Source organism: Arthrobacter sp. TmT3-37, from assembly GCF_054510835.1.
This window is the reverse complement of record NZ_JBTNDU010000019.1, coordinates 1-19,783: the sequence shown is the minus strand read 5'-3', so window position 1 is coordinate 19,783 and position 19,783 is coordinate 1. Positions and strand designations below refer to the sequence as shown.

General features: G+C 64.1%; 14 protein-coding genes. 8 read left to right on the top strand and 6 right to left on the bottom strand.

The window, feature by feature from the left end; genetic code table 11:
- Positions 1-44: 44 nt before the first annotated feature.
- The 3 genes from ACX80U_RS17140 to ACX80U_RS17130 all read right to left on the bottom strand — a co-directional run bounded on the left by ACX80U_RS17140 (position 45) and on the right by ACX80U_RS17130 (position 6,381).
- Complete coding sequence (locus ACX80U_RS17140) at positions 45-4,994, bottom strand: helicase-related protein (protein ID WP_459269300.1); 4,950 nt, start codon at positions 4,992-4,994, stop codon at positions 45-47.
- Between the two features lie 158 nt (positions 4,995-5,152).
- A complete protein-coding gene (locus tag ACX80U_RS17135; RefSeq protein WP_459269299.1) occupies positions 5,153-5,614 on the bottom strand; it encodes a TnpV protein in 462 nt (153 codons plus the stop codon).
- A gap of 119 nt (positions 5,615-5,733) precedes the next feature.
- Positions 5,734-6,381: a recombinase family protein gene (locus ACX80U_RS17130; RefSeq protein WP_459269298.1), complete on the bottom strand. Its 648-nt coding sequence runs from the start codon at positions 6,379-6,381 to the stop codon at positions 5,734-5,736.
- A gap of 453 nt (positions 6,382-6,834) precedes the next feature.
- On the opposite strand from ACX80U_RS17130, the gene ACX80U_RS17125 reads away from it, so the two are divergent.
- Together ACX80U_RS17125 and ACX80U_RS17120 are read left to right on the top strand one after the other, a co-directional pair.
- Positions 6,835-7,266: a DUF6640 family protein gene (locus ACX80U_RS17125; protein WP_459269297.1), complete on the top strand. Its 432-nt coding sequence runs from the start codon at positions 6,835-6,837 to the stop codon at positions 7,264-7,266.
- 311 nt (positions 7,267-7,577) lie between these two features.
- Positions 7,578-8,555 carry an aldo/keto reductase gene (locus tag ACX80U_RS17120; protein ID WP_459269296.1) on the top strand — a complete coding sequence of 326 codons (978 nt, stop codon included), beginning with the start codon at positions 7,578-7,580 and terminating at the stop codon, positions 8,553-8,555.
- A 230-nt stretch (positions 8,556-8,785) separates the two neighbouring features.
- On the opposite strand, the gene ACX80U_RS17115 is transcribed toward ACX80U_RS17120, so the two are convergent.
- Positions 8,786-9,133: a hypothetical protein gene (locus ACX80U_RS17115; protein ID WP_459269295.1), complete on the bottom strand. Its 348-nt coding sequence runs from the start codon at positions 9,131-9,133 to the stop codon at positions 8,786-8,788.
- A gap of 41 nt (positions 9,134-9,174) precedes the next feature.
- Positions 9,175-11,334, bottom strand: a complete 2,160-nt coding sequence (locus tag ACX80U_RS17110; RefSeq protein WP_459269294.1) for an MMPL family transporter — start codon at positions 11,332-11,334, stop codon at positions 9,175-9,177.
- A 93-nt stretch (positions 11,335-11,427) separates the two neighbouring features.
- On the opposite strand from ACX80U_RS17110, the gene ACX80U_RS17105 reads away from it, so the two are divergent.
- The 6 genes from ACX80U_RS17105 to ACX80U_RS17080 all read left to right on the top strand — a co-directional run bounded on the left by ACX80U_RS17105 (position 11,428) and on the right by ACX80U_RS17080 (position 17,969).
- On the top strand, positions 11,428-11,886 hold the full coding sequence (locus ACX80U_RS17105; protein WP_459269293.1) for a MarR family winged helix-turn-helix transcriptional regulator: 459 nt from the start codon (positions 11,428-11,430) through the stop codon (positions 11,884-11,886).
- Positions 11,887-11,918: 32 nt separating this feature from the next.
- The gene (locus tag ACX80U_RS17100; protein WP_459269347.1) at positions 11,919-12,353 is read left to right on the top strand and encodes a MarR family winged helix-turn-helix transcriptional regulator; all 435 of its coding nucleotides are present in this window, start codon (positions 11,919-11,921) and stop codon (positions 12,351-12,353) included.
- Between the two features lie 59 nt (positions 12,354-12,412).
- Positions 12,413-13,039, top strand: coding sequence for a TetR/AcrR family transcriptional regulator (locus ACX80U_RS17095; RefSeq protein ID WP_459269292.1), 627 nt, complete (start codon positions 12,413-12,415; stop codon positions 13,037-13,039).
- Entirely contained in the window at positions 13,036-14,682 is a 1,647-nt protein-coding gene (locus ACX80U_RS17090; protein WP_459269291.1) for an MDR family MFS transporter, read from the top strand. Before ACX80U_RS17095 ends, ACX80U_RS17090 begins: the two co-directional genes overlap by 4 nt.
- 79 nt (positions 14,683-14,761) lie before the next feature.
- On the top strand, positions 14,762-15,391 hold the full coding sequence (locus ACX80U_RS17085) for a TetR/AcrR family transcriptional regulator (RefSeq protein ID WP_459269290.1): 630 nt from the start codon (positions 14,762-14,764) through the stop codon (positions 15,389-15,391).
- Positions 15,392-15,434: 43 nt separating this feature from the next.
- Entirely contained in the window at positions 15,435-17,969 is a 2,535-nt protein-coding gene (locus ACX80U_RS17080; RefSeq protein ID WP_459269289.1) for an MMPL family transporter, read from the top strand.
- 406 nt (positions 17,970-18,375) lie between these two features.
- On the opposite strand, the gene ACX80U_RS17075 is transcribed toward ACX80U_RS17080, so the two are convergent.
- Positions 18,376-19,281, bottom strand: a complete 906-nt coding sequence (locus ACX80U_RS17075; RefSeq protein ID WP_459269288.1) for an oxidoreductase — start codon at positions 19,279-19,281, stop codon at positions 18,376-18,378.
- Between the last annotated feature and the right edge of the window lie 502 nt (positions 19,282-19,783).

Sequence of the window (19,783 nt, the reverse complement as noted above, 5' to 3'; positions counted from 1 at the left end):
GGTCCAACCATTTGGTTGGGCCGCCCTCAGTGCGTTCTCGTTCCCTACTTGTCCATACCCACTTCCCTACCTACACGTTCCTGCGGCAGTGGGGGTGACAGGGTGCGGGACCGTTCAGGCACTGGCAGGTTTTGTCCTGTTACCTGGCGACTGACTGACGGCGACTCGAGGCGCATGCGACGACGGTGTGCAAGCAATTCAGGGTCGATTGTCGGTTGGGGGTTTTCCTCGCCGTTCATCGTCCTGGTGATGCGCTCCACTTCCCACTTTGCTGCTTCCAAAGCCTCCGTGTGCTTGAACGGCTGCTTCAGTGCCTGGGAAGAATCACGCCACTCTTGACGCGCTTCTTCGATGCGCTTCTCGTGCTTCACGACTTCTTCGGGTAGACGTGCCACCTGGTTCTCAATGCGCTGGATGACTCCCACCGTGGGAAACAAGGAATCGTTGCGTCGGAGCTCCACCGAGATACCCGGTGCTCCGTCAATTTGCAGGTCCACACGAGACGCCCCCATATCGGTCATATTGGCCCTGCCTTGGATGAAGCGAATGTCGTGCCCAGCGATGGAAGCGACGACGCCAAGGTCTTGTGGCCTGTCGATGGGTGGCCGTCCTGCGGCATGGGTGCTGGCCCACGTATGGAAGGCTTCAACCGCGTCGACTCGTTTGTCGCACACCTTCCCAGCGATTGTCATTTTGAAGGCATCCCCTCCCACTTCTCCTGTCGTCCGTGCTGCTGCTTCCCGCAGTGCGGGAAGCATCGCCACCAATGTCTCTCCGCGCTTCTGCGCTCCACTCTGGCGATAGGACAGTGCTGCTTGGTTTTTCTGCCAACCACGTTCCAGCCGCTGTAGTCGGGTGAGTTCCTGGTCGGCTTTGGACTTCTCCAGAATGAGTGGGTTGCCGCTCGAGATGGCTTTAACCTCCGCGAAGGACAGTGTGCTGTCCCCCACGTCCTCGATCTCGCGGACGTCGAGCCGGCCGCGCATGATCTGGTCGATGAACTTGCTCTTACGCTCCAACGTCTGCCACATGAAGGTGTCGAACGATCCCTTGGTCACCACCTGCGAGATGGCCACCTCGGGGTTCTGGTTTCCCTGCCGGACGATACGGCCGTGGCGTTGGGCGACATCAGCGGGTCGCCACGGTGCATCCATGTCGACCAGGTGCACAGCACGCGCTTGAATGTTAGTCCCGACGCCCATCTTCTGCGTCGAACCAACCAGTACCGCGACGTCCCCTGTGCGGCACGCCGCAAACAACCGGCCCTTCTCCGCGTCGTTCTTCGCCTCGTGCACGAACCGCACCTTCGACTCGGGAACACCACGCTGCACGAGGTCTTCGCGTAGCTGGTCGTACACGTTCCATTTCTTATCCGACGGTGTACCGAGATCACAGAACACGATCTGCAATGCCCCTGGTGTCGGATGGGGCTCTTTGGTGTCAGGGTCGATGTAGATGCGGTCCTTGTTCTCCTCGTACACCTTGGCCAACAGGTCCGCTGTGGCACCGACCTTCGTCTCGCTGAGCAGTGTCTCCAACTCGGGGTCCACCAAACGCATGTCGAGTGCGGCTTTCCGCCCGTCGCTGGAAATCTTCAGCATGTTGTCCTCGGTCGGATCGACCAGACGTGCCTGGATCTTCTCGGCACGCTCAGCGATGTCCGCGATGTACGCCTCGAGCTCGATGGACGGCTCGACCGTGACCATCCGGGGCAGGCGCCTGCCGTCGTCGCGTATCTCGATATCGGGCACGGGCAGCTGCAAGTCTTCGGCAGTCTTCACATCCGCGAAGGTGTGGAACATCTTCAACAACTCGGGCACGTTCTGGAACTTCGAGAACCGCTCCTTCATCTTGAAGCTGTCACCACCGGCGACGGTCATCTCCATCTCGGAGACCACCTGCCCGAAGGTCGCAGCCCACGTATCGAAGTCGTTGATGCCAGCCTTCTCCAGCAGGTCCGGACGCAGGTAGCGCTGCATCACGTACATCTCCGTGACACTGTTCGCGATCGGCGTCGCCGTCGCACCAGTGATGACCCGATCACCGTGAGTGTCGCGCAGGTACTCGACCTTGGAGTGGAGGTCCGAGGCTCGATTGGACCCGTCGATCGCAGCGTCCTGGATGTTGGATGCGGTGTCCAGATTCTTGAAGTCGTGCAGCTCGTCCACGACGAGGTAGTCGATGCTGGTTTGCTCGAAGGTCAGGCCGGGGTCGATAGGGTGTTCAAGCAGGCGCTTGATCTTCTCCTCCTGGGCTTGGAAGCGGTTCTCAAGCTTTTTCACCGACATGGTTTTGTTGCCACTCTCAGCGGCGCGTTCCTGAGCGGCCAGAATCTCCTGGCGCATCCTGTCCACCTCACGGGTACGGTAGGCAGCTTCGGACTCGACGGAAAGCGGGATGCGTTCGAACGCGGTCCTGGTCATGATGATTGCGTCCCAGTCGTTAGCGGCCGCGCGGGCGACGAACTGTCGGCGCTTGTCTCCGGCAAGGTCGGCCGATGACGCGGCAAGGATCTGCGCCTGAGGGTAGAGCTGCAACCACTCACGGGCGAACTGATCCAACATGTGGTTCGGTACGACAATCGCAGGTTTGCGTGCCATGCCGAGACGCCGCAGCTCCATCGACCCCATGACCATCTCAGCGGTCTTACCCGCACCGACCTCGTGGAAGAGTCCCACCGATGGCTCAGAAATCATGCGCGCCACAGCAGCCAACTGGTGCGGCCTGGGCTCGAAATCCTTGACGAGCCCAGGCAGGGTCAAACGCTCACCTTCGACGGTGTAGTCGCGTAGCACGAGCGAGTTGAACCTGCGGTTGTACTCGTCCGTCAGTGCAACCGCCCGCTCTGGGTCATCCCAAACCCACTCCCCGAAACGGTCCTGCATCAGCTGGGCCTTCTCCTGCGCTGATGCTGTCTCGACAGGATTGAGGATGCGCCGCTGGCTCTCCGGGTCAGGGTCCGGGTCGGTGACCTGCACACGCTTCTGCTCGAGCAGGTTCTTGAAGATTTCGCCCGCAGGCATCCGCTCGGTCCCCCAGTCATTGCGGGCCAAGAAGCTGTGCCTGTTCGCCTGGACGTCCCAGTTCGCGCCGGTCACCCTGTCCACGCGGGCCCGAGGGTCACGAATGATGGTTCGCAGGAACTCCTGATGCACGTCGGCCGAGATCCACACAGAGCCGATGCGGGCTTCAATCTCATCCGCGCCCAGCGGCAGCGGCATGGCCGCTTTCAGGTCCTCGACGTTGCGCAGGAACCGCTCGTCCTCGGCCGCGGCGACGGTGGCGACGTCGAGCTTCTCCCGGATGTTGCCGCTGAGGTACTCGGCGCGAGTCTCCATGACGCCGGCCTCACCGGGAATGTCGTACACCAGCTCGCCCAGTGCATCGCGGGCAGCCTCTGGGTCGACGCCGAGCAGACTGGCTATCTCGGTGAGGTCGACCTCGCCTCGGGCGTCCAGAGTGACCGCGAGAGCTTCTGCCGGGGTGTCCACGCCGCGGATGGGTTGGCGCGGTTGAACCTGGCGGCTTCGCTGCAGCGCTGCAGGGGTTGCTACTTGGTTTCCCTCGTCGAAGTTCTCCAGCGCGGGAACGATCGGGCCGAAGGGGTCCCTGCGGAGCAACGCCACAGCCTTCGGGGTAACCCTGGCCATGATGTCCTCGCCTGCATCATTGACCTTCCCGGTGCGACGTTCGGAGAATCGGTTGATCGGCCCATAAGCGGTGACGTAAGCGCTGTAGGAATCGCGCAGACTAGTGCGCTTGGCCTCCAGCTCCGGGGTGTCCTCCACGTTGCTCGCCTCGAGCGTGAGCACGGAACGGGCAAGATCACGCATGCCCAGTAAGGATTGAAGTTCTCGCGCCTGGGTTGCGGGGACCTTGAGTGGAGACATAGACCCGTCGAGGTCGACCTGAGTGAAGCTGCCGTTATTCTCGGCGGTGATATGGCCGACCTGCAGGTCGCTGGCTGCCGGGACGATAGCTATGGACTCGATGGTCTGCCCTCGCTGACGCTCTGCTGCTCCCCTGCCGGCGTCGACGGCGGTGAGGGCGATGTCCTGCAACTGGGTGTGCAACTGCCCGGGGACTGAGCGCAGGTCCTCGTTGCGCACGGTCAGCGTCGCTGACCCGTACATCCCGTTGCCCACCACGGGCTCACCCAGTACCCGCTGCGGGTTCTCGATGAAGTAGGCGTTCATCCGGGCCACGTCCTGGCCTGCGTCGACCTCGGCATTTTGCTCGTCCCCCACGGACAGGACACGCGATTCCAGCCACTGCGGGTTCAGCGGGTCCTCGCCTGGAAGTCGTTTGCGGAAGATCAGGACGTCGGTGAGAGCGTCGGTTCCGGCGGCGCGACGGTGTGCGCCCGTGGGCAGGCGGACGGCGCCGAGCAGGTCGGCTGTCTCGTAGATTTCACGGCGGGCTGCCGGGTTCTGGGCGTCCAGGGTGAACGCGGACGAGATGACGCCGACGACGCCACCGGGCCGGGTGAGGTCGAGGGACTTGATGATGAAGTGGTTGTGCATCGAGTGGTTGCCCGCGTTGTGCCGCGGGTCGTGCAGCTTGGTCTTGGCGAACGGGACGTTGCCGACAGCGGCGTCGAAGTACCCGGCAGGCAGGCGCGTGTCAGCGAAGGACTCTGCGCGAATGTCGGCGTCCGGGTAGAGGGCTTGGGAGATACCTGCGGTGATCGGGTCCAGCTCCACCCCGGTCATGGTCGCGGTCTCGGGTGCGAGGCCGATGAAGGTGCCGGCACCTGATCCCGGTTCAAGCACACGACCGCCGTCAAAGCCCAGCGTGGTCAGGGTCTGCCAGAGTTCGGTGGCGAGGGCGGGGTCGGTGTAGTGGGCGTTGATGACGGTCCGGTTCGCGGCCCGGTACTCGCTCTCGCTCAGCAGCTCGCGCAGCTCGGCGCGGTCAGCCTCGTACTCGGACCGGGTTTCATCGAACACCTCGGCCACACCGGTGGCGCCCCAGCTCCCCCACCGTGCCAGCACGGCGCGCTCCTGCGTCGTGCTGGCACGGTCCTGGTCCTGCAGCTCACGCAGGACACGCAGCGCACCGACGTTGGCCTGGAAGCGTGCACGGGCACCGGACGGCGCGAGGTCATCCTGCCGGGCAGGAATGAACCGTGCACCAACTTCAGCTGGGAGGTCTACCGCTGGTAGTTCTGGTCCATCTCCTGATTCCGGTAGGCGTCCAGCAACTCCCGCTGTGTCTGTGTGATCTCCTTGAACGCTTCCCGGAGTTCCCTCCGCTGACGATCCACTTCGTCCTCCTCCGTCTCGTCGTCGCCCTCCGTCTCCATCAGGTCCGGCGTCAACATCTCCGCCCGCACGATTTCCTCGGCCTGCATCCTCGAGGCGTTCAACCGTCCCACCTTCTGCAGATACGTCTCGCCCTCCGGGTCCGGTCCCGCGATCTGGTACTGCAGCTCCCCTACCTGGTTCATCGCTTCCTCGCCCAGCTTCCGGAACCACTCGTCCGGGTCCGGGATCAGGGCGTACTGCGACGGGGCTGTCATCTTCCAGGTCTCCTGCGCGAATCTGCCGTACTTGTTCATCGAGAACCTCCTCTGGTGGTGCGAAAAGAAATATGTCGAGACTTGCTTGTCCATCAACTTCATTGCGTCTGCGCGATCGCGCCATTGGGTGTCTCCTGGGTGCCGGGGGCTGCTCTCCCTGTACTTAGCACCTGTACCGTATACCCGCAAAGCTTAAATATTTTTGGATCGGTTCACCCTCGACTACCTGATTGCTGCTCGTAGACAGGGCTGGCGAGGCCGTCAGTTCGCAATGCTCGAATGATCGTGGAGCGGTGAACCTTGAACTTCTTCGCGATCGCGTCGACGGTCAGCTTCTCCTCGTTCCTCAGCCTGCGGGCTTCCACGACGTCGTGCGGTTGAAGGCGCGGCGGGCGACCACCCTTCCCTGTGGCGACGGCGAGGCCAGCCTTCGTCCGTTCCCGAATCAGCTCGCGTTCCATCTCCGCGACGCTAGCGATGATGTTGAACATCAGCCGGCCCGAGGCCGTCGTGGTGTCGATGCCCTCACCAAGGGATCGGAACATGATGCCCCGTTCGTGCAGTGAGTCCAGGAGTTCCACGAGTCCACGAACCGTCCGACCAAGCCGGTCGAGTTTGGTCACCACGAGGGTGTTGCCTGGCTGCAATGCCCGCAGACAGCTCTCCAATTCGGGGCGAGTCATCGTCGCGCCTGACTTCCCCTGGTCCGCGTAAACGTCGTAACAGCCTGCCGCGATCAACTGCTGAAGCTGTCCCTCAAGGTTCTGGTCTGTAGTCGAGACACGGGCATAGCCGAGCATCACACCATCGGGCAGCAACCGTGGCTCCTCGACGCCCTCGAGGCGTTCCGGTCGATCCATGTGTCCTCCCCTGGTCTGGAGGGTCGCACAATTCGTCTCACCCTCGCGTTATGACAGTACACGTTTCGCACTTGGTTAGAGAGCTAAAAATCGGGGCAGTTTCAGTTGTGAGTTTTCGTCAGGATGGCGGGGTTTTTGTATAACGATGGCGGGGTGAGTGGCTGTCCTGAGTGAAGACGACCACAAGGAATCCACTGCGTCGAAGGTCTTGTGTGGCTAGTTCCGGGTTGGTTCTTCCTCTCGGTGGGGAAGGTGAGGAGGGGTCATTTCCAAGTGGCCCAGGCGCTGAGTAGCGCGGTGAGTGCGCATGTCACGTAGAAAATGTCGGGCTGTACGCCGATCAAGCCGCTTTCCGGATCACTGCCAAGCAATATAAACGTCCAAGATAGAGGTGGAGGACTTCGGCTGGTGCGCGGCTGGTCGAGGAGTTTGGGAGTCGGAAGGAAACAGGGCGTGTCTACAGGTCAGAAAATTCTTCGTGTCGTGGCCGGTATCACCGCGGTCGGCGGGTTTGCGGCCGATTGGAATCGCACCCACTTGTTCAATCCGAACTGGTCGCCGCATGCGAAGTTCCACGACGCGCAGACGGTCGCCGTGGGGGCACTGTTGGGGATGGGGGGTTTGTGGGCGTTGAACCGGAAGGGTTCGGCACCGCAGCGAGACGTCGCTCTGGGGGCGTCGTTACCGGCTTTCTTCTGGGCATCGATGGGTGCGGCGTTCGCGTTTCCTGGCGCTGAGGGCTTGCAGTCCGAGTTCCCTGAGTTGGTCCCACGAGTCCGGGGAGTGTGGATCGACGAGCGGTTCGGCAGTGCTGTCATGCTGGGGTTGATCGCTGTGGGCTATTGCCTGGACCGCCGGTCGCAAGCCGGCCAGGCTTGCCGGTAATCCACCGGCACTCAGAGGCCCTTGAGGACGTATTACAACGACGCCCTGACGCCGGTGTTCGTCTGGGTGGTGCCGTTTGGCGCTGGCCGCGGCCGTGGTACTGGCCTTCGTGAAAGAGGAGCCCCGGATGCCACACCCGTCGGACATGATGTGGCCTCCGTGCACCGGCGACCGCCGGCACCTGCCGGTACCCGCCCTCACCGCACACGCGACAAGCGTTGAGTCGGGGTTGAGTCGGGTGGACGAATAAATTCCGGTCCTGACGGGTTCAGGTCCTACGTCAGCACTGATGAGAAAAGGACGGTATCACGATGAAGCACGTCACACTGGGGGCTGCAGGACTTGAGGTTTCCCGCCTGGGTCTTGGGTGCATGGGTATGTCGGCGTTCTATACCGGCAGTGGCACCAATGAGTCCGAGTCGATCGCCACGATCAACCGGGCCCTGGATCTGGGCGTCACGTTCTTCGACACCGCTGAGATGTACGGGCCCTACGTTAATGAGGAACTTCTGGGCCGCGCCCTGGGCTCCCGCCGCTCGGACGTAGTGATCGCCACCAAGTTCGGCACCATCTCCCACCGCGCCGGCGATGCCTTCGGACTGGATGGAAGCGCCGAGAACGTGCGGCTGTCGGTGGAGGGCTCGCTGAAGCGGCTGAACACCGATTACATCGATTTGTACTACCAGCACCGGATGGACCCGGCCACCCCGGTCGAGGAAACCATGGGGGCCCTGGCCGAACTGGTCCAGGAGGGCAAGATCCGTCATATCGGGCTCTCCGAGGCTGCTCCGGACACGATTCGCCGCGCTCATGCAGTTCACCCGGTGGCGGCGCTGCAGACGGAGTACTCGTTGTGGTCGCGGGATCCGGAACAGGAGATCCTGCCGACGGTGCGGGAACTGGGCATCGGTTTCGTGCCGTATTCCCCGCTGGGGCGTGGCTTCCTCACCGGCACCATCCGTTCGGTGGATCAGTTGGACGAGGACGACTTCCGCCGCAACAACCCCCGCTTCGCCGGGGAGAACCTGCAGCACAACATCAGGATTGTGGAGCAGGTGGACGCGGTAGCCGCCGAGCTGGGCGTCAAGCCCGGGCAGGTCGCCCTGGCGTGGTTGCTGGCCCAGGGCGATGACATCGCCCCGATCCCGGGCACCAAGCGGGTGGCGTACCTGGTGGAGAACACCGCCGCGGACGCGATCGAGCTCACCACCGCGCAACTGGCGGCGCTCGATGAGGTAGCCGCCCCAGCAGGGGACCGTTACGAGGACATGTCCACAATCAACCGCTGATTGTCGTGCGGCACGGTGAGGAGCCGAACCCACAGGGGTCCGCCAGGGAGGGCATCGCGTCCTCCGACGATTCCGGGTCGAGCCCTCAGCACACCGTTGCTGCTGCTGCTGAGATGCTGGAGCGAGAGTTGACTCTGCTGTGCCAGCGTTCGTGTCTGTGCAAAGACCGGTTGGGTGCGGAACGGCGGGAGCTGCTTGACCGCACGCTACCCGGGTGGAACCCGGTCAAGTCAGGGTAAGAAAGAGAGGGTGAGGGTGAGGAGGAGCGTGCTGCGGACGGTTGCAGGGCTCGTCCTTCCAGCGCTGGCTACCGGGGTCCTAGGGGCCGTCGTGGCTAGGAACCGCCCTGTCTGCTGGAACTCCCGGGCCAGAAGGATGACCGTCACCGCGATAAGAGTGGTGACGGTCATCCACACGATGGGAACGACCCACAGAATGTTCCTGAGGCTGCAGGTGTAGATAGGGAAGACCAGGAGCTGGGTGCCCACATACACCGACAATGACGATGAGCCCTTAAGCACTCCATCGCCCGCGAGGTCTTCAACGACCTCAAAATCGACCTCGGACTCACTTGACATCTATGAGGCCGTCCCGGGGCGATTTACAGCAGCCAACAGCACTACCGCGGGGACGGCACCTGCCCGAGCTTCGACGGCCACCAGATCTTCGGCCCGATGTCGTAGGCCAGGGCAGGGATCAGCAGTGAGCGGACCAGCACGGTGTCCAGCAGTACGCCGAAAGCGACCACGAACGCGATCTGGGCGAGGAACAGAATGGGGATGACGCCGAGGGCGGCGAAGGTCGCCGCCAGCACCACGCCCGCCGAGGTGATGACGCCACCGGTCACACCGAGTCCGCGCAGGATGCCCGGCCGGGTCCCGATGCGCAGCGACTCTTCGCGAACACGGGTCATGAGGAAGATGTTGTAGTCCACGCCGAGGGCTACAAGGAAGACGAAGGCGAAGAGGGGAACCGACGCGTCCGCTCCCTCGAAGCCGAGGATGTTGTTGAACACGAGGGCGGAGACGCCGAGGGCCGTGGCGTTGGACAGCGCCACGCTGGATACGAGGAGTACCGGCGCGAGGACCGAGCGCAGCAGGATGATCAGTACCACGAGGATGACGAGCAGCACGATGGGGATGATCTTGACGAGATCCGTGAGCGCGGTGTCATTCGTGTCGATCGCCACGGCGGTCACGCCGCCTACCAGCGCACCGCCTGCGCCGGTGTCGTCGAGCGTTGTCCGCAGTTCCCGCACCACGTCCTCGGCCGCATCGGAGTCCGCCTGGTACTCGAGGGTGCCGCTGATGAGCACGCGCCCGTCCTCGACGACGGCGGCACCGGTGGGGTCCGTAGTGAGTGCCACGTCGGCGATACCGGCCTGCGCCGACGCAGCGTCGAGCGCTACCTGCTGCTCCGCCTGGGGCGCGATCACGTATACCGGGCTGCCGGAGCCGGCGTCGAAGTGGCGGCCGAGGGCCTCCTGACCTTCGACAGCATTGGACGGTGAGAGGATCAGCGCGGACTGCGGTACGCCGCTGGCCTGGAGCTGGGTGAGCCCGCAGGCTCCTGCAATGAGAACGAGCAATGACACGATCCAGACGACGCGTGACCGGCGCGCCACCAGCAAAGCGATCGATCTCCATAGCCCCGTGAGGCGCTCGAGACCCGTCTCGGCACCGACCCTCGGGTCCTCGAGCGCTGCGTGCTTCCCGTGGTGGGGGGCGGCGGCGACCGCGAGCTCGGGGGTGTAGCGCGGTCGGAATGGCCAGAAGGCAGCCCTGCCGAAGAGCAGGAGCAGCGCCGGGAGGAGTGTCAGTGCGGCGCCGAGGGAGAACACGATGCCGATGGCGGCGATGGGTCCGAGGCTCTTGTTGGAGTTGAGGTCCGAGAAGAGGAGGCAAAGCAGGCCGAGGATCACCGTGGTGCCGGAGGCGAGGATCGCCTCGAAGGAGCCTCGGTACGCCATGCGCATGGCCTCCCACGTCCTCTCGTTCTCTGTGAGCGCCTCGCGGAAACGCGCCACCAGCAGCAGCGCGTAGTCCGTGGCAGCACCGATGACCAGGATGGATAGAATGCCCTGGCTTTGGCCGCTGAGCTGGATCCAGCCGAGCTTCGCGAAGCCGAATACCAGCAGGATGGACGTCGAGAGGGCGAACACCGAGGTCAGCAGGACGAGGAACGGCAGCACGACGGAGCGGTAGACCGCGAGGAGAATGACGAACACCGCGCCGAGCGCGACGGCCAGCAGGATGCCGTCTATGCCGGCGAAGGCCGCCACCAGGTCGTTCGTTAAGCCCGCCGGGCCGGTGACGTAGCCCGTGACGCCGTCGGGCAGTTCGTCCTTGAGCGTTGTTCGCAGGTCGGTGACGACCTCCTCGAGCTCGGCGTCGGAGGAGACGAAGGCGATGAACTGGACGGCGAAGCCGTCCTCAGATGGGATGGGACCCGCGACGACGGGAGCACCTTCAGCGGGCGCTTCGAGGCCTTCGATACCGCCTAGGGTGGCGCCCAGCTCGTCGTAGAAACCGAGCTCAGCCGGGGGGATCGGTGTCCCGGATTCAGCCACGATGACTGCGGGGATGGTGTCGGAATCGCTGAACTGCTGCTGGAGCTCCCCCGCCTCCGTGGATTCCGCGCTGGCGGGTAGGAAGGACGCCTGGTCGTTGCTCGAGACCTCCTCGAGTCGCCCAAAGGTGGGGCCGCCGACCGCTGCTCCCGCGAGCCAGATCAGGATGACGACGATGGGAAGGAACACCCTCAACCAGCGGTTCTTCATGGTTCTCCAGACTCGTCAAATAATCTCTGCGGAGGAGTATATCCATACTGGAGATAAAGTGGGCGGTTCTACGATAAGAGCGGAGGTGACACCATGACGACACGGCAAGACCTGATGGCGCTTCTGCGGCAGTTCACAGTCGAGACGGACCGCTACGTGGAAGCCGCCAGCGAGCGGGATAGCCTGCACCGCACGGACCTGCATGCCCTCAGCATTATGATGGGTGCCGCCCGGGCCGGGCTGACGGTGACCCCCGGGCTACTGCGCGAGGAGCTCAATCTCAGTTCACCTGCCACCACGGCCCTCGTGGACCGGCTCGACGCAGCGGGGCATGTGACGCGGCGGCGGAGCGACGTGGACCGGCGCCAGGTGCACCTCGAAATGACGGACAGGGCCCGCACTACGGGGGCCGCGCTGTTCGCGCCACTCGCCCGGCACCTCGACGGCGTGTTCGACGGCTACCCCGAGAACCAGTTGGAACTCCTGTGCGACATGATGCGAAAAGTTACGGACGCGACAGTGGCGGCGAAGCACGAGGCGCGGGAGTCCTGACCGGAAGGACGTGGCCGGGATAGCCTTTCCGTCTGGTCAAACATCTGGTCAAACGTCCGGTTAAACGTCCGGTTAAACGTCCGGCCGGGTGTCCGGCGGGACGCCTGTGGATTTGGGGGCCGGCGGCGTATGGGCTGCTGAGTGTCCTTCGGCGGGAGGGCCCTCAGCGTCTTACCGATATCGCAGCGATCCTGGGACTGGGCAAGCCATCGCTGAGCCGGCAGATCACGGCGCTGGAACACCTCGGTCTTGTCCGACGTGAAGCGGATCCGCTGAATGCCCGTGCACGGACGATCACCCTGACGGGTACCGGGATCAGTCGGCTGGAGTCTGTTCAGCAAGCCCGCGCACAGGCTTTCCACAGGCTCCTGGCCGACTGGGACATTGAGGACCTGACCGCCCTCACCGATCTGATGTCCCGTTTGAACTCCACCCACATCCGGGACAAGCCCTCCCTGTACACCTAGCACCAGCACCCCCACCATCCTGTATTTGTGCATAGATTGCATTAATGCAAAAATGTGGGGTGACTGAAACCCTCCCCAGACCTCTGCGTGAGCGCAGGCGGGCCGAGACATGGGCGGAGATCCATGAGGCGGCCGCACTGCTGGCGGTGGAGCGGGGTATCGACCACACCACCATTGAGGCCATAGCAGGTCACGCCGGAGTGTCGGCGCGGACATTCTTCAATTACTTCCGCAGCAAGGAAGACGCGGTGTTGGGACTGCGCGAGCCGTCCCTTGACCCTGACCTACTGTCGGGTCTGTCCCTCGAGCGGGACCTTCTGGGCCAGGTGTCCCGCCTGCTGCTGACGGTCGCACAGACGGTACTTGGCGGCACGGACGCGGCCAGACGTCAGCGCCTGATGAAAGACCAGCCCCAGCTGCGCCAGCGCCAGATGGAATACATGATCAAAGCCGAAGACCTGGTACGCCGGGGACTGGCCGAGTGGCTGGTAGAGAACCCCGACTGGTCCGGCAACGAAGCGGATTTCAGCACCGAAGAGATTTCCCGGATGCTCGTCATGATCGGCGGCATCCCGGTCCGGTTCACCCTGACAGCTCCGGGTCACACACCCGGCAGTGACCTCACGGCGGAGGACATTGACCCCGCGCTAGCTCTCCTTCACCACCTGCAAAGGAACCTTTCATGAGCACCGTCCCCGCCCACAGAGCCAACCCCGATGAAGGGAAGCAGCACATCGTTCTGCTCTTCGTCGGCCTGATGCTCTCAATGCTGCTGGCCGCCCTGAACCAGACGGTCCTGAGTACCGCCCTGCCCACGATCGTCGGGGATCTCAACGGTGTTGATCAGATGCTGTGGGTGATCACCGCGTTCATTCTCGCCTCGACCATCACGATGCCGGTCTATGGCAAGCTCGGCGACCTCATGGGACGCAAAGAGCTGCTCATGGCCGCCATCGTGTTGTTCATGGCAGGGTCCGTCGTGGGAGCCCTGGCCGGGAACATGGAAGTACTCATCACCGCCCGTGTCATCCAGGGACTCGGTGGTGGTGGCCTGATGATCCTGTCCCAGGCGATCATCGCCGACGTCGTCCCGGCCCGGGAACGCGGCAAATACATGGGCGTCATGGGCGGGGTTTTCGCTATCGCCTCCGTCGCCGGCCCGCTCCTGGGCGGCTGGTTCACCGAAGGCCCCGGATGGAGATGGGTCTTCTGGATCAACATTCCGCTGGGCCTGCTGGCCCTGGCCGGGGCTGCGTTCTTCCTGAAACTGCCCCGACGCGGCGGGAAGCCGCGCCTGGATCTGGGCGGCATGGTGCTCATCGCCATCGCGACGACCTGCCTGGTGCTGTTCGCCACCTGGGGCGGGAGTAAGTACGAATGGACCGACCCGATCACTGTGGCCCTGATCGCCGGCACCATCCTGGCAGCCGTGGCCTTCGTCCTCGTGGAGCGGCGCACGGCCGAGCCGATCATCCCCCTGCACCTGTTCAAGGACCGCAACTTCAACCTCACCACCATCGCGGGCCTGCTGATCGGTGTGACGATGTTCGGGGCCATCGGCTACCTCCCGACCTACCTGCAGATGGCCTTCAGCGTCAACGCCACCGAATCCGGGCTGCTCATGATCCCGATGATGGGCGCCCTGCTGGTCGCCTCGGTCGTCTCCGGCCAGCTGGTATCCAAGACCGGACGGTACAAATGGATGCCGATCGCCGGCAGCATCATCGTTGCCATAGCTCTGGCGCTGCTGTCCACCCTCACACCGGAACAGCCCCTGTGGGAGATTTGCGCCTACCTGGCCGTCATGGGCCTCGGGTTGGGTTTGAACATGCAAATCCTGGTCCTGATCGTGCAGAACTCCTTCCCCCTCAGCCAGGTCGGAACGGCCACCGCGTCGAACAACTTCTTCCGCCAGATCGGCGCCACCCTCGGATCAGCGGTCGTCGGCAGCCTCTTCGCAAGCCGCCTGCAGGACCTGCTCATGGAAAGACTCCCAGCAGCGGCCGGGAACGGGGCCAGCGCCGGGGCGTCCAACTCGCTGACACCGGCACTGGTCAACACCCTGCCGGCACCGGTCAAGGACGCGATCATCTCCTCCTACAACGACGCCCTGACACCGATTTTCATCTGGATGGTCCCCCTGGCACTGCTCGCCACCGTGCTGCTGTTCTTCGTCAAGGAAAAACCACTGGCCACCGCCATCGAACACGACATCCTGCCCGAGTCGATCTCCGAAGGCAGCATCCTGATCACCACCAACGACGACAACAGCACCGACAACAGCACCGACACCAGCTCCCCTGCCGAGCGCGTCCGCACCGGGCGGTAGCCGCCACAATAATTCGCTAATCACCACCCTGTACGGGAGGGTTTGCACTGAGTGCAAACCCTCCCGTACGCTGTTTTCCATGAGTGGTTCTTCAGGCGAGGTCCGCTCCGTCCAGCCCGGATGGGAAACGAACAAAGCCGCGACCCGGACCACGATTGTGGAGACGGCCATGGATCTTGTGCGTGTGAAGGGACCTGCCGGGTTCACCGTGGATGACATTGCCGCGGGCGCCGGTGTATCACGGCGTACTTTCTTCAATTACTTCCCCAGTCGTGAGGCGGCCCTGGTGGTCAGCATCGAGGACTTCCTGGACCATGCGGCGGACCAGTTCCTGTCCCGCCCGGCGCAGGAACCGCTGCTTGAATCGATGTACGAGGTGCTGATCGCCCTGGCGGACCCGATTCATCTGGCCGCGATGACCGAGGTGTACGGGCTGGCTGGGACTGATGCGCAGATGAACCGCTTCCAGCTCCAGGGGTGGGAGAGCTGCGCTGACCGGCTGATCGCCGCTGTCAGTCAGCGCCCCGGAGCCGACTCCGATCCGCTGTATGCCAGTGCCTTGGTCGGTTCTGTCCTCTCATCCGGGAAGGCCGCGCTAGCCCAGTGGTACCGCCGTACCGGCGGTGATGTTACCGAGGAGTCTTTGAAGCTTTTGCGTCAGCTCCTGGTCGACGTGGTCGGTTATCTGCGCCACGGCTTCACCCGATGATCTACCTCTTTCATCAGAACTTTTATCAGAACGGCTGACATCCATGGCATCTCTGCTTTATCACCTGGGCCGGCTGGCCTACCGGCGCCGTTGGGTGGTCCTGGCTCTGTGGACGGCGGTGGTGCTGGGCACCGGTGGCGCTGCGGTGGCGTTCGCAGGAACGATGAGCAACAACTTCAGCATTCCGGGTACCGAAAGCCAGCGTGTCCTGGATCAGCTCGAGGAGAAACTGCCCGAAGCAGCCGGTGGTAGTGGTGCCGTGGTCTTCGATGCCGGTTCCGGTAGTTTCACGCCCGCCCAGGAACAGGCCATCGCAGATGCGCTGGCCAGGCTGAGTGATGTCCCCGAGATCCAGTCAGCGGCCAACCCCTTTGAGCTGCAGAACCAGATCGACGACGGAGCAGTCCAGCTGGCCGAGGGCAGAGCCCAGCTGGAGGCAGCCAAAGCACAGATCACTGAGGGCCGCCAGCAGCTCGATGCCCAGCAGGCACAGTTGGATGCCGCTGCGGCAGCCGGGGCCCCCGGCATAGACCAGGCCCTCGCCCAGCTGGGGGCAGCCCGTGAAGAGCTGGAAGCCGGCGCGAGCGAAATCGCCGCCAATGAGGAAGCTCTGGCACTGGGCCAGCGCAGGCTCGATGCCTCAGCCGGCACCCGGACCGTTTCGGCGGACGGGAAAACGGCCGTCACGCAGATCCAGTTCACCCAATCGATTTACGAAGTCGCTCCCGAAGTCCGTGAAGAAGTGAAGGACATCCTCACGGAGCCCTCCGCCTCGGGGGTCGAGGTCTATCTGAGCCAGAGCATCACCCAGGATGTCTCCGAAGTCCTCGGCGCCGCGGAAATCATCGGCATCGGCGTCGCGGCCCTGGTCCTGATCGTCATGCTCGGAACCCTGGTCGCCGCCGGGCTGCCGCTGCTGATGGCCATCATCGGTGTGGCCGTCGGGGTCGGCGGGACCTTCGCGCTCTCCGGCGTGATCGAAATGGCGTCCGTGTCGGTCTTTCTGGCTCTGATGCTCGGACTCGCTGTCGGCATCGATTACTCACTCTTCATCGTCAACAGGCACCGGACCCAACTGCTGCACGGCATGGCCATGGAGGAATCCGTGGCCCGGGCCACGGGAACGTCAGGAAATGCGGTGCTGTTCGCCGGACTGACCGTCGTCATCGCCCTGGCCGCCCTGGCCGTGCCCGGCCTTCCCTTCCTGACCATCATGGGTCTGGCAGGTGCCGGTACCGTCGCGCTGGCCGTGGCCGTCGCCCTGACCCTGACTCCTGCGATGCTGGGATTCATCGGAACCCGGATCGTGTCCAAACGCGCCTGGGACAAGGCACGCGTCGTCAACGCCGCCGCGGCCGAGAAGGCTACCCGTGGCGGGATGTCGGCTCAAGCCGTGGAAGAAGCAGCCGATCAGGAACACAGCCGCCACGGCTGGGGCGCGTTCGTGACCCGCCACCCCATCATCGTTTTGACCGTTACGGTCCTGGCTCTGGCCATTACCGCACTTCCAGCCACGCAGCTCCGGGTAGCCCTGCCCGACGGAGGCACCGAACCGGTAGACTCCGACGCCTACAAGGCCTACACCGCCCTCGGTGAATCCTTCGGTGAAGGCGTCAACGGTCCCATCATTGCCGTCGGTGAACTCCCGGCAGGCCTCAGCGACGCCGAATCAGAGGCACTGCAGTACGACGTCGCTGACCGTCTCCGGGAGGTCGACAACGTGACCGCAGCCCTGCCAGCCCTCCTCAGCGAGGACGGGCGGACCGCGATCTTCCAGGTGATCCCCGCCGAGGGACCAGCCAGCGCCAGTACCGAACAAGCCGTCGCCGACCTGCGCAGCGCCGCCGCGGACATTGAAACGGACACCGGGGTGAGCATCGGCCTGACCGGCCAGACAGCAGCCAACATTGACGTCTCCGAGAAACTCTTCAACGCCCTACCCCTATACCTGGGCGTCGTCATCGGGCTCTCACTGGTGCTGCTGCTGCTGGTCTTCCGCTCCATCCTGGTCCCGATACTGGCAACCGGCGGGTTCCTGCTCTCCATGGCAGCGACCTTCGGCGCCATCGTCGCCATCTACCAATGGGGCTGGCTCGGAGACATCTTCGGGGTCCACAACCCCGCGGCAGTCCTGAGCTTCCTGCCGATCATCCTCATCGGCGTGCTGTTCGGCCTGGCCATGGACTACCAGGTATTCCTGGTCTCGGGCATGCGCGAATCCCACATCCACGGAGAAGACGCCCGCAGCGCCGTCCGAACCGGCTTCAGCCATGGTGCGCGCGTCGTCACCGCCGCGGCGATCATCATGACCGCCGTCTTCGCAGGATTCATTTTCTCCGGACTGACCATGGTCCGTCCCATCGGATTCAGCCTGTCCTTCGGTGTCCTGGTCGACGCATTCCTGATCCGAATGACAATCATCCCCGCCGCGATGCACCTCCTCGCCGAAAAGGCCTGGTGGATTCCCCGCTGGCTGGACCGCATCCTGCCCGATGTCGACGTCGAAGGCGCCAAACTCCCAGCCCCTCCTACCCCCACCGGGCCTTCCGCCCCGGATCTGGTCAACGCCCGCGACTAACACGATCCCCCGGTGCCTGCCCACACCACAGGCCGGCACTGGCAACAGCCGCCCCTCCGTCAGCGTCCCCCACCGCTGGCGGAGGGGCCAGTCATCACCCCGGACGGGTCGGCAACAGGAGCTTCCCCGCTCCGCAATGTCCCTTTCCGGGCCGGTCTATCCGCCACCTCAACAACCAGCTGACAGGGGTATCCGGTAAAAAGGATCGGGTTCCGGTCTCTGCAGGAGACGATCGACACGACATCACCGGCGGCCGGTTGGTCTTCCACGGCGCGCGGCAGGCGGTGGCGGCTACCTGCGGATCAATAACGGCACGCATACAACCGACTGTGCGCCGGGCCGGTTCGACGGTTCCTCGGTTCGACGGTTCCTCGGTTGGCAGGGTCGGGGAAGAGGTCGACCGAAGTCACCCGGCGGCGGGGTAGACCACCCCGGTGAGCCGCTCGGACTCTTCCCACAGCCGCCGCGCCGCCGCGTCATCGGATGCAGCCGCAGAACGCTTGACCCTTTTCGGGGCGCCGCGCAGCTCGAACAAGCCCGGTCCCCAGTAGTCCCCGGTGCGCACGTCCGGCATAGTGGCGGCGTAGATCGAGGGAAGGGCACCGGCCGCGTCGCTCTGCGCCAGAACGGCGTTGCCGATCTTCATTACACCGGCCAGCAGTGGTGAGCCATGTCCGTTCTGCAGGTGGGTGGCGGCGTAACCAGGGTGCGCTGCGGCGACACACAGCGCCGGGTAGCGGCGCCCCAGCTCGCGCGCGAACAGCAGGTTCGCCAGCTTGCTCTGGCCGTATGCGCCCCACCGCGAGTACGAGCGCTCGGACTGCAGGTCGTCAAAGCGCATCGCGCCGATCCGGTGCGCTCCGCTGGAGACGACCACGACCCGAGGAGCGGGTGCCGCGAGCAGCAGCGGCAACAGATGACCGGTCAGGGCGAAGTGCCCGAGATGATTGGTGCCCAACTGCATCTCGAAGCCGTCCGCTGTGACACGCCGCGGTGTCGCCATGACGCCAGCATTATCGACCAATAGGTCCAGGACCGTGGCGCGTTCCTGCACCTGTCCGGCGGCCACCTCCACTGAACCCAGCGCGGCTAGGTCCAGGGCGACGAGCTCCACGGTGGCACCCGGAACCTCGGCCTCGACTCGCCGCAGCGCAGCCTGACCACGGGCGGCATCGCGACATGCCATAAGGACTCGGGCACCCTTGCGGGCCAGGGCCAGGGTCGTCTGCAACCCGAGGCCGGAGTTCGCCCCGGTCACCAGGGCCGTGCGGCCGGTCTGATCGGGAGCATCGGCCAGGGTCCAGGACGTCATGCGGCAACCTCGCCCTCAGGAGCAATGGGACCCGTTGTGACTGGGCGCGCACCTTCGCGCACGTCGGCGTGTTCCTCGGCCAAGTGCATCCGGACTCCTGTCGTCACCGCCGACGTGTGTCTGCGAAAAGCCTTCACGCCCGTGGGCCGGACACGTAGAAGGGGATATTACACGCCGTGCTCGACCACGAACCTGATCAGCCCGGCAAGCCGACGGTCCTAGTGATTCTGCCGGGCACCGGGGCTTGACCCTGCCACCCCCCACTCTGCCACCTTCCCCTAACCCTGCAACCACCCCCATCTGGTCGGCAGCCAGCCGACCGACCCGAAACGCTTCACGTCGCCGGTATAGCCGAAGTGGCCCTATGGGATCGGTCGGCCCCTGGAACAGGGGGACTGTCCGATAAACGGTGTGTGGGGTCCGGCGGTTTTCATCAGTAAATGGTCTTCTCGAACCGGCCCGCGAAGGTGATCGCGAACGCATTGAGCGCGGGTTTCCACCT

What these genes read in the sequence shown, in the direction of transcription:
- ACX80U_RS17135 (WP_459269299.1), bottom strand. Translation starts at nt 5,614, where the DNA reads ATGGACAAGCAAGTCTCGACATATTTCTTTTCGCACCACCAGAGGAGG.
- ACX80U_RS17130 (WP_459269298.1), bottom strand. Translation starts at nt 6,381, where the DNA reads ATGGATCGACCGGAACGCCTCGAGGGCGTCGAGGAGCCACGGTTGCTG.
- ACX80U_RS17120 (WP_459269296.1), top strand. Translation starts at nt 7,578, where the DNA reads ATGAAGCACGTCACACTGGGGGCTGCAGGACTTGAGGTTTCCCGCCTG.
- ACX80U_RS17115 (WP_459269295.1), bottom strand. Translation starts at nt 9,133, where the DNA reads ATGTCAAGTGAGTCCGAGGTCGATTTTGAGGTCGTTGAAGACCTCGCG.
- ACX80U_RS17110 (WP_459269294.1), bottom strand. Translation starts at nt 11,334, where the DNA reads ATGAAGAACCGCTGGTTGAGGGTGTTCCTTCCCATCGTCGTCATCCTG.
- ACX80U_RS17105 (WP_459269293.1), top strand. Translation starts at nt 11,428, where the DNA reads ATGACGACACGGCAAGACCTGATGGCGCTTCTGCGGCAGTTCACAGTC.
- ACX80U_RS17090 (WP_459269291.1), top strand. Translation starts at nt 13,036, where the DNA reads ATGAGCACCGTCCCCGCCCACAGAGCCAACCCCGATGAAGGGAAGCAG.
- ACX80U_RS17085 (WP_459269290.1), top strand. Translation starts at nt 14,762, where the DNA reads ATGAGTGGTTCTTCAGGCGAGGTCCGCTCCGTCCAGCCCGGATGGGAA.
- ACX80U_RS17080 (WP_459269289.1), top strand. Translation starts at nt 15,435, where the DNA reads ATGGCATCTCTGCTTTATCACCTGGGCCGGCTGGCCTACCGGCGCCGT.
- ACX80U_RS17075 (WP_459269288.1), bottom strand. Translation starts at nt 19,281, where the DNA reads ATGACGTCCTGGACCCTGGCCGATGCTCCCGATCAGACCGGCCGCACG.